Annotated in this window: 12 protein-coding genes; 1 reads left to right on the forward strand and 11 read right to left on the reverse strand. The window is 41.1% G+C overall.

Annotated features, from left to right (window positions below):
* Positions 1 to 20: 20 nt before the first annotated feature.
* Both PNIG_RS17365 and PNIG_RS17370 read right to left on the reverse strand, forming a co-directional pair.
* Positions 21 to 1340: a DASH family cryptochrome gene (locus tag PNIG_RS17365; RefSeq protein ID WP_089369091.1), complete on the reverse strand. Its 1320-nt coding sequence runs from the start codon at positions 1338 to 1340 to the stop codon at positions 21 to 23.
* A 134-nt stretch (positions 1341 to 1474) separates the two neighbouring features.
* On the reverse strand, positions 1475 to 3202 hold the full coding sequence (locus PNIG_RS17370) for a DUF885 domain-containing protein (protein WP_024605507.1): 1728 nt from the start codon (positions 3200 to 3202) through the stop codon (positions 1475 to 1477).
* Between the two features lie 216 nt (positions 3203 to 3418).
* Between PNIG_RS17370 and PNIG_RS17375 the strand changes: the two genes are divergently transcribed.
* Entirely contained in the window at positions 3419 to 4006 is a 588-nt protein-coding gene (locus PNIG_RS17375; RefSeq protein ID WP_089369092.1) for a DUF4202 domain-containing protein, read from the forward strand.
* A 96-nt stretch (positions 4007 to 4102) separates the two neighbouring features.
* Here the strand turns inward: PNIG_RS17375 and der are convergent, their stop codons facing one another.
* The 9 genes from der to ndk all read right to left on the reverse strand — a co-directional run bounded on the left by der (position 4103) and on the right by ndk (position 14581).
* The gene (der, locus tag PNIG_RS17380) at positions 4103 to 5566 is read right to left on the reverse strand and encodes a ribosome biogenesis GTPase Der (RefSeq protein ID WP_011329772.1); all 1464 of its coding nucleotides are present in this window, start codon (positions 5564 to 5566) and stop codon (positions 4103 to 4105) included.
* Positions 5567 to 5659: 93 nt separating this feature from the next.
* The gene (bamB, locus tag PNIG_RS17385) at positions 5660 to 6838 is read right to left on the reverse strand and encodes an outer membrane protein assembly factor BamB (protein ID WP_011329773.1); all 1179 of its coding nucleotides are present in this window, start codon (positions 6836 to 6838) and stop codon (positions 5660 to 5662) included.
* A gap of 10 nt (positions 6839 to 6848) precedes the next feature.
* Complete coding sequence (locus PNIG_RS17390; RefSeq protein WP_089369093.1) at positions 6849 to 7469, reverse strand: YfgM family protein; 621 nt, start codon at positions 7467 to 7469, stop codon at positions 6849 to 6851.
* A gap of 47 nt (positions 7470 to 7516) precedes the next feature.
* On the reverse strand, positions 7517 to 8797 hold the full coding sequence (gene hisS / locus PNIG_RS17395; protein ID WP_011329775.1) for a histidine--tRNA ligase: 1281 nt from the start codon (positions 8795 to 8797) through the stop codon (positions 7517 to 7519).
* Positions 8798 to 8976: 179 nt separating this feature from the next.
* Entirely contained in the window at positions 8977 to 10095 is a 1119-nt protein-coding gene (gene ispG / locus PNIG_RS17400) for a flavodoxin-dependent (E)-4-hydroxy-3-methylbut-2-enyl-diphosphate synthase (RefSeq protein ID WP_086998188.1), read from the reverse strand.
* A gap of 5 nt (positions 10096 to 10100) precedes the next feature.
* Positions 10101 to 10964, reverse strand: coding sequence for a RodZ domain-containing protein (locus PNIG_RS17405; RefSeq protein WP_011329777.1), 864 nt, complete (start codon positions 10962 to 10964; stop codon positions 10101 to 10103).
* Entirely contained in the window at positions 10961 to 12703 is a 1743-nt protein-coding gene (gene pilW, locus PNIG_RS17410) for a type IV pilus biogenesis/stability protein PilW (protein ID WP_089369094.1), read from the reverse strand. Before pilW ends, PNIG_RS17405 begins: the two co-directional genes overlap by 4 nt.
* A gap of 146 nt (positions 12704 to 12849) precedes the next feature.
* Positions 12850 to 13980: a dual-specificity RNA methyltransferase RlmN gene (gene rlmN, locus PNIG_RS17415; RefSeq protein WP_011329779.1), complete on the reverse strand. Its 1131-nt coding sequence runs from the start codon at positions 13978 to 13980 to the stop codon at positions 12850 to 12852.
* A 169-nt stretch (positions 13981 to 14149) separates the two neighbouring features.
* Complete coding sequence (gene ndk, locus PNIG_RS17420) at positions 14150 to 14581, reverse strand: nucleoside-diphosphate kinase (protein WP_011329780.1); 432 nt, start codon at positions 14579 to 14581, stop codon at positions 14150 to 14152.
* Between the last annotated feature and the right edge of the window lie 10 nt (positions 14582 to 14591).

The raw sequence follows: 14591 nt of genomic DNA on the forward strand, positions 1-14591 counted from the left end.
GGTAAAAGTTGATTGGCGGCTTAAATTGGCCAATCAACTTCGTTTAAAGTATCCAGCTGTGTGCTGGTATTTTCATTGCCTTGCCATTTATTAGTGTAAACAGCGTGCGGATCAAACTGCGCGGTTTGTTTTTCAATATTAAAGTGCCTACCACCACGCGGGTCGACCCCTACACCCGCTATATATTGCCAATTACCCCAATTAGCGGCTACATCGTAATCAATCAATTGTTGTTCAAAATAAGCCGCGCCATAGCGCCAATCAAGGCCAAGTTCGTTAACTAAACAACTTGCTGCAACTTGTCTTGCTCGGTTTGATATATAACCAGTAGCATTAAGCTCATTCATAATGGCATTGACTAATGGGTAGGGCGTTGAGCCATTACACCACGCTGCAAAGCGATTTGGCATAAACGTAGTAAGGGGCTTGGTTTGTTTTTGGCCTTTAAAGCTAAACAGGCTGTTGCCCGCATTGAGTGCATGCCATTTAAAATACTCTCGCCATAGCAATTCAAACTTAATCCAATAAGTAGATTCGTTTGCAATATGTTTATGTTCGTACTCTTCAACCGCTTTATAAACTTGCCGTGCACTTACACAGCCAAAGGCAAGCCAGGTACTAAATTTTGTGGTGTTATTAAAGCCATCAAGCTCGTTTCGAGTTGTTTTATAGGTACTTGGCAGTAAGCCCGAAAAGTACTGCGCTAAATGAGCTTGCACACTTTTAAATCCGCCGTGCATTATCGCGTTGTTGTCATCAGTATATTCACTAAGCTCAATTGGTTTGGCCGCACATAATGTTATAGGTTGAGGGAGTAAACCTTTAGGCAGGGTTGAGGTTGTTATAGGTATGTTTACCGCCTCTACTTTTTTTCTAAATGGGGTAAAGCTTTTAGGTAGCTCGTTTAAATCAAAAGGGAGATCACTTTGTTGAAATAGAGTATCTTGTTGAGTTGTTTTAAATATGACATGTGAGCAATGTGCTTTTAGTCGGGCGAGTTGACGCTGCTCATAGGTTCCAACATGTTCACTGCACACTACTTCGTCAATGTGTTGCTCAGCTATGCGCTGCTTTAAAACACTAAAAGTTTCGCCCTCAAGTACGTGAAGAGTTTGCCCGCGTTCAATAAGTGCTTGTTGCAGCTCAAATAAGCTTTGCATTAAAAACTGTTGTTTGTGCACGCCATATGGCTTTTGTTGGTGGTTATTATTTTTAAACCAGTGCGGGTTTATTACAAATACAATATCGAGCGCACATTGCCCAGTAGCAAGTTCGCTTAAAATAGGGTTGTCGTCTATTCGTAAATCGTTTTGTAGCCAATATAAAATACGTTTGCTCATAGGTTTGCTCAGGTTTTTAAACTCTAAAGTGGTACGAAGCAAAAGCGGGTGAGGATTAATGGTTAGGTATTTTAATTAGCTCGGCAGTTTACTTAACTAATAGAGACGGCTAAGTAAGCCGTCTCTATTAAAATTTAAATAGCTGATTTTTGCTCTGTTATCCAATCGTTTATTACATCTTCTAGCACTTCCATAGGGAGTGACCCTTGGCCGATTACGGTGTCGTGAAAGCTGCGTATATCAAACTTAGCACCTAGCTCTTTTTCGGCTTTTGCACGTAGTTCGCGTATTTTTATTTCGCCCATTTTGTAAGAGAGCGCTTGGCCTGGCCATGAAATATAACGATCTATTTGATCCTCGACCGCGCTTTGTGGCAAAGCAGTGTGATCTGCCAAGTAGTCAATTGCCTTTTGGCGGCTCCAGCCAAATGCATGAATACCGGTATCAACAACGAGTCTCACGGCACGCCACATTTCGTAACCTAAACGACCAAAGTCGCTGTATGGGTCTTGATAAAAGCCGGCTTCTTTACCTAAACGTTCGGTGTAAAGTGCCCAGCCTTCACCAAATGCTGAATGGCTAAGTGTGCGTCTAAATTCGGGTACATCTAACTCCATTGCAATAGCGTTTTGTAAATGGTGCCCTGGTATTGCCTCGTGCAGGCTTAGCGCTTCTAAATTATACAAAGGTTGCAATTTAGGTGTTGAGGCTAAAAAGTAAGTGCCAGGGGAGCGGTTATCAGCAGGTGGCATATAAAACGCGCCGCGACTCGCTGAGCCTTTTATAGTAAAGGTATTACGTGGTAAATGATTAAAATAGGTTGGTAACTTGCCATACATTTTTTGCGTAATAAAGGCTGTTTTTTCAAGCAGGTCTTGCGCGTCTGTTGCGTAAAATTGCTCGTCGGTTGCTAAAAATTCTAAAAAATCGCTGTAAGAGCCATCAAAGCCTACTTTATCAATGATGTTTTGCATTTGTGTTTTTATACGTGCCACTTCTTTTAAGCCAAGCTCGTGTATTTGCTTTGGTGTGGCATTGGTTGTGGTGTAGTAATTAACTGTATATTTGTAATACTCAAGCCCGCCTTTAACGCTTGAAATACCCGGCTGCGCTCTACAGTTAGGCATGTAATCGTTTTCAAAAAAGTCGTAAAAGTGTTGATAAGCCGGAACTACTTTTGAGCTAATTAAGGCTTTTGCTTTGTTTTGGTATGTTGCCTTTTGCTCTGCTGTAAATGTATTTGGTATGCGTGTAAAGGGCTCGTATAAGGCGCTGTTTTCAGGTTGCTTAACAATATGAGCGTTAATACTCTGGCTGTAATTTTCAAATGTTTTGCAGTAGTGCGTGTAACCCTTTTCAATACCTTCTTTCATCAAGTTAATGTTTTCTTGATTAAAGCGAGGGTAGTCGGCAAGGCTTACTAAAAATGCGTTGTAATCATCAGGCGTTAAAAACGCCATATTAGCCGGTGCTTCGGCAAAGTAAGTATGCCAGCCACTTAAAAAGTTAACTTGAAAATACTTATCTTGAAAAAGGTAGCTTTGCTGCTCTGTTTCTCGCTCATATTTAAATAAACGATAGTTCATTAGCTGCTCGCTATTGAGCGTTTTAGGGTCAATACTAGCTAAGTTTTTTAACACACTGTTGTTGTAAGCTTGGCGCTTCGCAATGGCTTGCTCGGTCCAATGTGGCAATGTACCACTGGGTTTCCAGCCGTCTGGATCGGTACGAAAGAATATTTTTTCGGCTTTTGCATTTTGCCAATGGTTATCAATAATCGTTTTTAAATCAGTGTTACTGTCGGCTAGGCTTGGTAGTGGTGCAACAGCTAAACAAATAGCTAAAATACTTTTTTTAAACATAGTCATCCGTTATTGGCGAGTTAGTCGCGCTTTTTTATTTTAATTTGTGCTCAATATAGTACCAAGTTAACTTAATCAATGCGCTTACTTTTATAACTTGTGCCTCTAGGCTTTACTTTTTGATTGAACAAATTTCACTTCATAACTGATTGGGGCACTAGTTTATTGTTTTATCAGCGTTTAGAATGATAAAAACTAATTATAATAAAGGTCGTCATGTTTAATAAAGTAATAACGCTGATTGATGAAGCGAATAACCAAGACCCAAATACTGAGCAGCACAATGGAGAAAGTTTTCCAAAAGAGTATTTATACTCACAGCGTATGAGCGAAATGCTAACTCGCTTTAAACCTGATGCCGATGAGCTTATGCAAATTGCAGTGCGTGCACAGCATATTCAGCGTTGGAAGTCGCCACGTAGCGATTTTGAAATGAATAAACAGGGTTATCATCAATGGCGCAGTGCTCTTTATATTTTTCATGCGTCACTAGTCGTTGAATTAATGAAACAAGCTGGGTTTAGCGATACAGACCAAAACCGTGTTTATAACGCTGTTGCTAAAAAAGATATTAAGCGCAATCTAGACAGCCAATTAGTAGAAGATGTAGCAAGTTTGGTGTTTATTGAGCATTACATGCTTGGGTTTGCCAATGCAAAACCAGATTATAATGAAGAAAAATGGATGGGTATCATTCGCCGTACATGGCAAAAAATGTCTGATGAAGCGCATGAGTTTGTACTTACAGGTAAGATTACATTACCGGCGCCGCTTGTTGGGCTTATTCATAAAGCGGTTGCGTAATACTTTATTTTAAACAAAAAAATGGCGTACATTTAATGTACGCCATTTAATATTTTAGTACCTAGTACCTAGTACCTAGTACCTAGTACCTAGTACCTATTTGTTACGGTTTTCTTTACTAAACGCACGAATTTTACGTTTTTGCGATAGTGTTATTTTATTAACACGTCCGGCAAATGGGTTATCACCTTCTCTAAATTCGATTTTGATAGGTGTGCCCATAATTTTCAGTGCTTTACGGTAGTAGTTCATTAGGTAGCGTTTATAGCTATCAGGTAAATCATGAACTTGGTTACCATGAATAACGATACGTGGTGGGTTATAACCACCGGCATGCGCATATTTAAGCTTAACACGGCGACCACGAACAAGTGGCGGCTGATGATCTGCTTGTGCCATGTCCATAATACGACGTAACATTGCGGTGCTTATACGCTTAGTAGCTGATTCGTACGCTTCATCTACCGACTCAAATAAATGACCTACGCCAGTACCGTGTAATGCCGATATAAAGTGCAGGCGGGCAAAGTCGATAAAGCCTAAGCGACGATCTAGTTCTGATTTAATACGATCTTTAACATAATCGTCTAAGCCATCCCATTTGTTCACCGCAATAACCAGTGAACGGCCAGAGTTAAGTGCAAAACCTAATAAGCTTAAATCTTGATCAGAAATACCCGCACGAGCATCAACGACTAATAACACTACGTTACAGTCTTCAATTGCTTGTAGGGTTTTAATCACTGAGAACTTTTCAACCACGTCGCTTACTTTTTTACGCTTACGCACACCAGCTGTGTCGATTAAAATATATTCTTTGTCGTTACGGGTCATCGGAATATAAATAGAATCGCGGGTTGTGCCTGGCATATCGTAAACAATTACACGTTCTTCACCGAGTATACGGTTGGTAAGTGTTGACTTGCCTACGTTAGGACGACCAATAATGGCTAGCTTTACAGGTTTGTCTGCAAATGCTTGATGAGAGTCATCTTCACTGTCTTCTTGGTATAAATCGATAAGCTCTTCATCATCGTTACTTACATCTTCATCAAGCGCCGCTAATTCAGCAATTAAAGGCTGTAGCGTTTGCTCAAGTAATAACGTAATACCGCGGCCATGTGATGCAGCAATATGATGAATTTCGCCCAGCGATAATTGATAGAACTCAGCGCAGTTTGAATCGGCGTCAATACCGTCGGTTTTGTTAGCAACCACAAAGCATTTTTTCTCTTGCTTGCGCAAGTGATTAGCAATGGCTTGGTCAGCTACTGTCATACCTACACGGGCATCAACTAAAAACAGTACTATATCGGCTTCTTCAATGGCGAGCAGAGACTGATCAGCCATTTCGATTTCAATGCCTTCTTCAGAACCATCAATACCACCCGTGTCTACCACGATAAATTCATAGCCATCGTAATTTGCTTGGCCATATTTTCTATCACGAGTTAAACCTGGAAAATCGGCTACGAGCGCGTCACGAGTACGTGTTAAACGGTTAAATAATGTGGATTTGCCCACATTGGGTCGCCCAACTAGAGCGATCACGGGAAGCATAAACTACCTCTTTAAAAAACAACAAAAGGCTTCGCGTTGCGAAGCCTTACAAAAAATAATTAACTATTAGTGGGTTATACTAATAATCATAAGTTAGTTTGGTATTTGTACCGCACTAACTTCCCCATCTCGGGTATATAAAATCAGTTTATCGTTGGCAACAACAGGCTCAACAAAAAAGCCTGAACTGTCAAAGTCTTCACGAGATACTAGCTCGCCAGTGACTTTATTTAGCCAATGTAGGTTACCTTCTTGATCACCTAACGCTAAATATTCACCTGCAACTGCAGGGCCTGTTAAATACCAACCACGTAGAGCGGGTTGGCTCCAACGTTCAATACCTGAATCTTTATCCAATGCGTAAATAACACCGTTGCTATCTACTACATAAATACTTTGTGCATCCATGGCAATATCGCGGTAACTGCTGTATTCACGTTTCCATACAATATTACCAGAACGAATATCAACTGCCGCTAGGTTACCATTATAAGCAATAGCATAAGCGTATGGGCCGCTAATAAGTGGTTGTGTGTCTACATCAACTAGACGCTCAAACTCTGAAGCACCTTTAGCAACTGCAATTTCGGCACTCCATGCAGAGTAACCACTGTCTGAAATTAATACGCTTAATTTGCCGGTTTCTAGGCCAACTAATACACCACCATTTGCAACAGTAGGCGCGCTTTGTCCACGTAAGGTTAGCGCAGGTACTTCTTGCTCAAAGCGCCAGCGTTCTTCACCCGTATCAGGATGAAGGGCTAATAACTTACCCGAAGCTAAATTTACAAATACCAAACCGTCACCGGCAGCTGGTTTTGAAAGTGCTTCACCGGGTACGTTTTTACGCCAAACTTCTTCACCAGTTTCACGATCTAGAGCAATAACATAGCCATGCTCCGAACCTAAATATATTTTACCATAAGCTTGTAATATTCCGCCCGATAATTTTGCACTATCGTTATCGGCCCATGGCCAAAACGATACATCTTGGCGCACATCGCTTTTCCATAGCGTATCGCCATTTTCTAGCTTAAGTGCTTTTACTTGGCCTTCGCGGTTAGCAACGTATACGGTATCTTTATATACAGCAGGTGATAAGCGTGAAAAATAATGCTCTACACCATTACCAATTGATTCTTGCCATACAATATTAGTTTCGAACTGGTTGGCTATTTCAGGCAGAACCAGTTCTTCTTCGTCATCACTTGACGAGCAACCCATTAAAGTTGCCATGCAAAGTGCAAGCGTTGCGATTGTTATTTTTTTCATAGCTAAAACCTTATGCCGCTGGGCTTGTTACTGCTAGGTCATCTAACTTAATTTGTAATAGTAGATTACTGGTTAGTCCACCGGCATCAACCGCTGCTTGATATGCTGCGCGAGCTTGTTTTTTGTCGCCTTGCTTAGTGTAAATATCACCCTTAAGCTCTGCAACATTGGCAGAAAATGCGTCAGGTAATGATGCATTTAACGACGTTAGCGCTTCATCATACTGCTGCTGGGCAATTTGAACGCGAGCTAGGCGTGTAATAGCAATGGCTTTTAATTCATCGTTTTTTACGTTAGACACTATCCAGCTTAGCTTTTCGCTTGCGGCGTCTAGGTCATTTGCTTCTACAGCATCTTTAGCCGCTACAAATGCAGCTAACGTTGCGTAGTTGGTATCTTTATTTTCGCTAATAAACGTATCAGCTGACGATAATACACTTTCGCCTGAAACCAATGTTGTGTAAGCGTCTGATGCTTGCTCAGCTGTGGTAATTTGGTTTTGGTTATACGCTTTCCAGCCATATAAACCACCTAAACCTACAATTACACCTAGTGCAAGAGAAAGGCCGTTTTCACGGAAAAAGCGCTTTATGGCTTCGGCTTGTTGTTCTTCTGTTGAATAAATATCCATTTTTACCTCTGTGATAGCTTTGGCATTAATATGCTTTTATTAAAATATTAGCTATTAATAAGCTCTGCTAATAGCGCTTTAGCTTGTTCTAATTCTAATGTGACTTGTTCTTTACGCTCGCGTAAATACTTAATGGTCACAACGCCTTGTTCTAATTCATCTTCACCGATAATAACGGCAACGAGTGCATCGCTTTTATCAGCACGTTTTAATTGTTTTTTAAAGTTGCCGCCGCCAGCATGCACCATAACGCGTAAGTTTGGCACATCGCGTCGAAGCGTCGCTGCAATAATAGGTGCTTGAATACTGGCTTTGTCGCCCATTGATGCTAAATATACATCAGCATTACGACGAATATCACCTACACACTCAAGTGCTTGTAGCAGTAGCACTAAGCGCTCAAGGCCCATTGCAAAACCTACTGCAGGGGTCGCTTTTCCACCAAGTTGCTCAACTAAGCCATCGTAACGGCCACCGGCACACACAGTACCTTGCGCGCCTAAGCTGTCGGTGATCCATTCAAACACAGTGCGGTTGTAATAATCTAAACCACGTACCAGTTTTTCGTTAATCGTGTATTTGACGCCGGCTGCGTCTAAACGTTCACATAAATTTGCAAAATGTTCTTTTGATTCAGTGTCTAAATGCTCAGATAGCTTAGGTGCATTAATTAAAATTGCTTGCACGTCAGGGTTTTTGCTATCAAGTACACGTAGCGGGTTTGAATACATGCGACGTTTTGAATCTTCGTCTAGTACATCAAGGTGTTGCTCAAGATAGGCAACCAGTGCATCACGGTAATTGGCACGTGCTTCGTTTGAACCTAACGAGTTAAGCTCTAAACGTACATGTTCGCTAATCCCAAACGATTCCCATAATTGCGCTGTAAGTAAAATAACTTCTGCATCTATGTCGGCACTCGCAATACCAAAGGTTTCTAAACCAAATTGGTGAAACTGGCGATAGCGGCCTTTTTGCGGACGTTCATGGCGAAACATTGGGCCCATATACCAAAGGCGTTGCTCTTGGTTATACAGTAAGCCATTTTCGTTTCCTGCGCGTACACACACAGCGGTGCCTTCTGGGCGAAGCGTAAGTAAGTCGCCATTACGATCGGCAAAGGTGTACATTTCTTTTTCTACTATATCGGTTACTTCACCAATAGAGCGTTTAAATAGGTCGGTTGATTCTACAATTGGAAAACGAATTTCTTGATAACCGAACGACGCAACGGTTTCGCGTAAAATATTTTCTACTTTTTGCCAAACTTGAGTATCGCCTGGTAGGCAATCGTTCATACCGCGAACTGCTTGAATTTGTTTTGCCACTGCTAAATCCTAAAAACTGTTGTTGTACAATGCTTGACTGCGACAACATAAAACTAAAAAAATTGACCCGATATTATAACCCTAATTTACACGTAAATGCGAGCTTAGAGGCGCGCTATTGCTAAGTTACCCAGCGATAGCACAATTTAAATAAAGGCCAAACTAACTAATTAAAGGTGTTACTCAACGATTTTAATATCGATAGGTGTTTGGTTTTGTTTTTTTGCAATAAAATCGCGCACGTAGCCTTCAAGTTGTTCAACAATATTATTGTTATCTATGCGGGCTTTTTGGCGTTCGCCATTAATATATAATCCTGAGCGACGACTAGCGCCGGCTAAACCAATATCACTTACCAATGCTTCGCCAGGGCCGTTTACTACACAGCCAATCACTGAGACCGAAACCGGTTCAATAATATCCTCTAAGCGCTCTTCTAATTGGTTCATGGTGCTAACTACATCAAACTCTTGGCGAGAGCAGCTAGGGCAAGCAATAAAGTTAATACCGCGAGAACGAATACGCAGTGATTTTAAAATATCAAAACCAACTTTAATTTCTTGCACCGGATCGGCTGCCAACGAAACACGTAGCGTATCGCCAATTCCTTCGGCAAGTAACATGCCTAAACCGACTGCAGATTTAACTGAGCCTGAGCGCATGCCACCGGCTTCGGTGATACCTAAATGCAGAGGTTGGTCTATTTCTTTTGCTAGCAAGCGATAAGCACCTACAGCTAAAAACACGTCAGACGCTTTTACTGATATTTTAAATTGATCAAAGTCTAAACGGCGCAATATATTTACATGGCGCATTGCCGACTCTAATAATGCCTCGGGCGAAGGCTCGCCGTATTTTTCTTGTAAATCGCGCTCTAATGAGCCGCCATTTACACCAATACGAATAGGAATGTTGTGCTCGCGAGCCGCATCTACCACAGCCCTAATTCGCTCTTCGCTGCCAATATTACCTGGGTTAATACGCAGACAATCTACGCCATATTTTGCCACTTTTAAGGCAATTCGGTAATCAAAGTGAATATCGGCTACTAACGGTATAGTTACCTGCTCTTTAATGCTTTTGAATGCTTCGGCGGCGTCCATAGTTGGTACAGATACGCGCACAATATCGGCGCCGGCATCTTGTATTGCCTGAATCTGTGCTACGGTTGCATCCACATCCATAGTGTCGGTGTTAGTCATTGACTGCACGGCAATGGGTGCGCCATCACCTATAGGTACATTACCAACATTAATACGGGTTGATTTTCTGCGTTTAATTGGGGATTCTGAAAACATAGCGGCTACTCTGCTAGTGGTAATTTAAATTTAGCTAAACGATTTTTTGGAAAAGCTGATAGATCAACAGTTTCACCGTTTAGAGTAATATTAACTGCATCATGCTTACCCAGCACAACCGAAAAAGGAGCTATGCCTGTTAAGGTCATTTCATAGCCTGCTTTTTTTACTCCAAACGCAATTTTTTCACCTTCGGCATCATAAATTTCTACCCAGCTCTCATCATTAAAAAGCATAACGATAGTACTACTATTGTTTGCTTCATTAGGGGCTGTAGTAGTGGTGTTAATTGTACTATTACCGCTAGGTAGCGCACTTAATTGCTCACTTTGCGGTAATGCTACATTATTTATTTCCTGAACTTGCTGCTGTGATGCGCCAATATTACTTTGCGCAGCCTGTTCTTGTTGCTCACTCATTATCGAGTTTTCAACATTAATATTACTTGTTTGTTCTTCAATTGGCATAGAATTTTGCCACCACCATAAGGCAGAGGAGCCAATTACAATGGCTAAAATAATATAGCTGGCAATCATTAAACGACTGTCGTTAGCTTCTTTTTCAGTACGACGCGAAAAACTCTGCATATCAACGGGTTTTTCAGGCGTTGTAGGTGCAGGTAGCATAGCCAAAATAGGTGTATGATCAATTTTTAGCTCTCGGCAATAATTTTTTATATACCCTTTTACAAAGGTTGTAGGGCCAAGTAACTGATATTCATCATTTTCCATGCGTTGTACTTGTAACACAGTCAGTTTTAAATGTGTTGCCATAGTAGCAAGGCTAATGTCAGCGTTTTCTCTGTGTGTTTTTAATATTTGCCCAAGAGAAGGTTGTTCGCTTTGGGGCTGAGTAATTTCTTCATTCATAATAGGTATGAGTCTGGATCCACTAGTAAAAGATTGTGCCCTGGTGTTAGTGCTATATCAGGACTTAATTTATTCCATCGCATTAATTCATCAATTAATACCTGCCGCTGGGTAGCTATTTCAAAGAGGGTATCACCAGCTTTAATTTCATAATAAATATTAGGATCGTTAAGGTAAATTTTACTGCCATTCATTACCCGATCTGACTCTTTTAATCCATTCCATAGTAGGAGCTTTTGTAGTTTAACATTGTATCGTACCGAAATGCTAAATAGGTTTTCACCAAACTCTATTATATGAAACGGTACTGTAAGTGGCGCAACCTTAGGATTGAGCATAGGTAGCTTATTGTCGTTACTTGTTGGCGCATTTCTCAGCTCTATGGTGTCAAGTTCGTTGCTGTTATTGCTAGTAAATACATCTGCATCTTTAGTGGCCTTATAAAAAACCACCTGACCATTATTACTAGGTTGAGCACTCGTTTGGCTGAAAGTAGTGTTAGTTGTATTTGCTTTATTAGCGCTGTTATTAGCAGGTTGAGGAGCGCCAAAAGAAATTATTTTAACGTTATTATTAACTGCTACCTGTGCTGCAGGCAAGGTGCTTGGTGGTGTCTCAGGCTGCGTACTTAAAGGGCTAACAATAGCTTGCTTGCTGCTTTGGTTTGTTGAGTTTGTTATTAGTTTTGCGTTTAGCGCAGTGTTCGTCTGGCTTGTTGGCGCGACAGTTTTGCTTGACGGCTGAGCTGGTTTAACTTCGGCTATTACTGCAGCTGGGGCTGTTACTGTTGCAACGGGCGTTTTATTAGCACTAATTAAGCTTGTTGAGTCATTTTGTGATGGACGCTTTTTACGAATTATTTTTATTTTAGGCTGTGAACTTAATTGCGCTTCGCTACCATCTTGTTTTAATTCATTGAGCTGCGCTTGACGATATTTTTCGCGCAAGACTTCAAATTCGGTTTGTTTTATTTGGCTATCTCTAATCGCAAAAGCCTGATCACTACTTGGGTAAGTTTGTAGGATAGTTGCAGCAATTTTCTCTGCTTCTTCAATTTTACCCATGCGCTGTTTAATTAAATAACTAAGTAATAAAGCACGCGGAGATATTTGCGCGGTATCGTCGTAGCGCTTTAACAGTGCACTTGCTTTGTATAAATCGCTTTTAGCGTAATATAAAGCCGCTAAACTAATTAGCGTTGAAGCGCGCTGAGAACTGTGATTTATTGCTTGCTGAAAATAAGTTTCGGCGTTATCAAAGTCGTCAAATTCTATAGCGCACAACGCTAAGTTTTCGTAGCTTTGGGCAACACGGATATAGCTGGGTATTGCGATTGCTTTTAAAAACTGGTCAGTAGCACGGTCGTATTCATCTATACCACATAAAAATACCCCATAGTTATTTAAGGTATTAGGATCGTCAGGTTTAATAGCAAGTGCTTTTTGATAGGCTAAATCGGCAAGTTTATTTTCACCAACTTGTTGATAGTAATACGCTAAAGAGTAGTGGACTTCGGGTAGGTTTGGCGCATATTCGCTGGCACGTTCAAGGTTATATTTTGCTTGAGAGTTATTACCCGTATTTAAATATTGTAAAGCAAGGGCAATGCGAGTTCGAGCTGCGCCTGCGCTATTAATTTTATTTTCGACAACGGGTTTATCACTGCCGTTATAACTATTTTCTGTAACGCAACCGCCTAAGGCGAGCGTAGATATAGTTAAAACTAGTAAAGGTCGCATTACCTTGTCTCTTTATTTTTTGTCCATAGCGCCTATCTTACCTAAAAGCATCTATGTTGCATCAATTATTTAAAAATAAACGACTTAAAAGCAATCATTCTTGATGTGGGGTATTAATTAAGACTGATTGCTATTTAGAGATGAGACTATGCTTGGTGAATATTAACGGCAATCGCGTTATCGTCACGCATTTTCTTTTTAGCCAAGCGTTTTGTTCTATCAACAACATCGCCAGCTAATTGACCACAGGCTGCATCAATATCATCACCGCGAGGGCGACGTACAATACAAGTAATGCCGGCTGCTTGTAAAACCTTAGAAAAACGGTCAATACGACTATTACTCGAACGCGTATATTCGTTACCCGGAAATGGGTTAAACGGAATAAGGTTTACCTTACAAGGAGTACCTTTAAGCGTTTGTACCAATGCGTGCGCTTGGTCGGTGCTGTCGTTAATACCATTGAGCATAACGTATTCAACGGTTACGTCTTTATTTGCTTTAGAGCCATCGATATAACGACGACACGCCGCTAAAAACTCTTCAATAGGGTATTTTTTATTAACGGGCACTAAAATATCGCGCAGTGCGTTATCAGGAGCATGCAATGAAATAGCCAGTGCTACGTCAATTTTTTCTTTTAGTAAATCCAGAGCCGGTACCACGCCTGAAGTACTTAATGTTACGCGGCGCTTAGATAAACCAAAACCCCAATCGTCCAACATCAGTTCCATCGCGGGGACTACGTTTTTAACGTTAAGGAGTGGCTCACCCATGCCCATCATTACCACGTTTGTTACCGGGCGTTTTTCGCTGTGACCATCAAGGCCAATATCTTTAGCTACACGCCAAACCTGGCCAATAATTTCAGATACTTTTAAGTTACGGTTAAAGCCTTGTTGCGCTGTAGAGCAAAAAGTACATTCAAGCGCACAACCAACTTGCGACGATACACATAACGTAGCGCGTTCTTTTTCAGGGATCCAAACAGCTTCTACTTCTTGGCCGCCTTCAAGCACTAATGCGTATTTGATCGTGCCATCTTTAGCTTGTTGACGCACTGATATTTCTGGGGCAACAATTTCGCATTCAGCTTTAAGTTTTTCTTTAAGCTTTTTGTTTACGTTGCTCATATCGTCGAAGTTATCTACGCCAAAATGATAAATCCATTTCATCACCTGGTCACTACGAAACGGCTTTTCACCGAACGATGCAAATAGCTCGCGCATCCCTTCTCGGTTTAAATCTAATAAGTTAATCTTTTTTTGTTCGGTCATGAAACAACCTCAATCGGTGACGGTGGAGATAAAAATTTACGAGGACGAATTGTACACAATTCACTCAGCTTAATCATTAAGTAAAACATTATAAGTTTACTGATTAATACCTTACATAATGACTAAAAAAGGGCCCGAAAGCCCTTTTCAATATGTTAACGAGTTCGAATTAACGAGTACGTGAACAAAGCTCTTCGTCAGCGAAGAAGTACGCGATTTCGCGAGCAGCAGATTCAACAGCGTCAGAGCCGTGAACAGCGTTTTCGTCGATGCTGTCAGCGTAGTCTGCACGTAAAGTGCCTGCTAGTGCGTCTGCAGGGTTAGTAGCACCCATGATTTCACGATTTTTAAGAACAGCGTTTTCGCCTTCAAGAACGGTAACCATTACTGGACCAGATGTCATGAAAGATACTAAAGCACCGAAGAAAGGACGTTCGCTGTGTTCAGCGTAGAAGCCTTCAGCTTTCTCTTGTGAAAGGTGAACCATTTTAGCTGCAACGATTTTAAGGCCAGCAGTTTCGAAACGGTTGTAGATAGCGCCGATGTGGTTTTTAGCAACTGCATCAGGTTTTACGATTGAGAAAGTACGTTCTAAAGCCATCTTAATGCTC

Origin of the sequence: Pseudoalteromonas nigrifaciens (assembly GCF_002221505.1) — a bacterium.
In the GTDB taxonomy this organism is placed as follows: Bacteria; Pseudomonadota; Gammaproteobacteria; order Enterobacterales; family Alteromonadaceae; genus Pseudoalteromonas; species Pseudoalteromonas nigrifaciens.

Coding starts and splice junctions, on each gene's coding strand:
- PNIG_RS17375 (WP_089369092.1), top strand. CDS start 3,419: ATGTTTAATAAAGTAATAACGCTGATTGATGAAGCGAATAACCAAGAC.
- PNIG_RS17365 (WP_089369091.1), bottom strand. CDS start 1,340: ATGAGCAAACGTATTTTATATTGGCTACAAAACGATTTACGAATAGAC.
- ndk (WP_011329780.1), bottom strand. CDS start 14,581: ATGGCTTTAGAACGTACTTTCTCAATCGTAAAACCTGATGCAGTTGCT.
- pilW (WP_089369094.1), bottom strand. CDS start 12,703: ATGCGACCTTTACTAGTTTTAACTATATCTACGCTCGCCTTAGGCGGT.
- PNIG_RS17370 (WP_024605507.1), bottom strand. CDS start 3,202: ATGTTTAAAAAAAGTATTTTAGCTATTTGTTTAGCTGTTGCACCACTA.
- der (WP_011329772.1), bottom strand. CDS start 5,566: ATGCTTCCCGTGATCGCTCTAGTTGGGCGACCCAATGTGGGCAAATCC.
- PNIG_RS17390 (WP_089369093.1), bottom strand. CDS start 7,469: ATGGATATTTATTCAACAGAAGAACAACAAGCCGAAGCCATAAAGCGC.
- PNIG_RS17405 (WP_011329777.1), bottom strand. CDS start 10,964: ATGAATGAAGAAATTACTCAGCCCCAAAGCGAACAACCTTCTCTTGGG.
- ispG (WP_086998188.1), bottom strand. CDS start 10,095: ATGTTTTCAGAATCCCCAATTAAACGCAGAAAATCAACCCGTATTAAT.
- rlmN (WP_011329779.1), bottom strand. CDS start 13,980: ATGACCGAACAAAAAAAGATTAACTTATTAGATTTAAACCGAGAAGGG.
- bamB (WP_011329773.1), bottom strand. CDS start 6,838: ATGAAAAAAATAACAATCGCAACGCTTGCACTTTGCATGGCAACTTTA.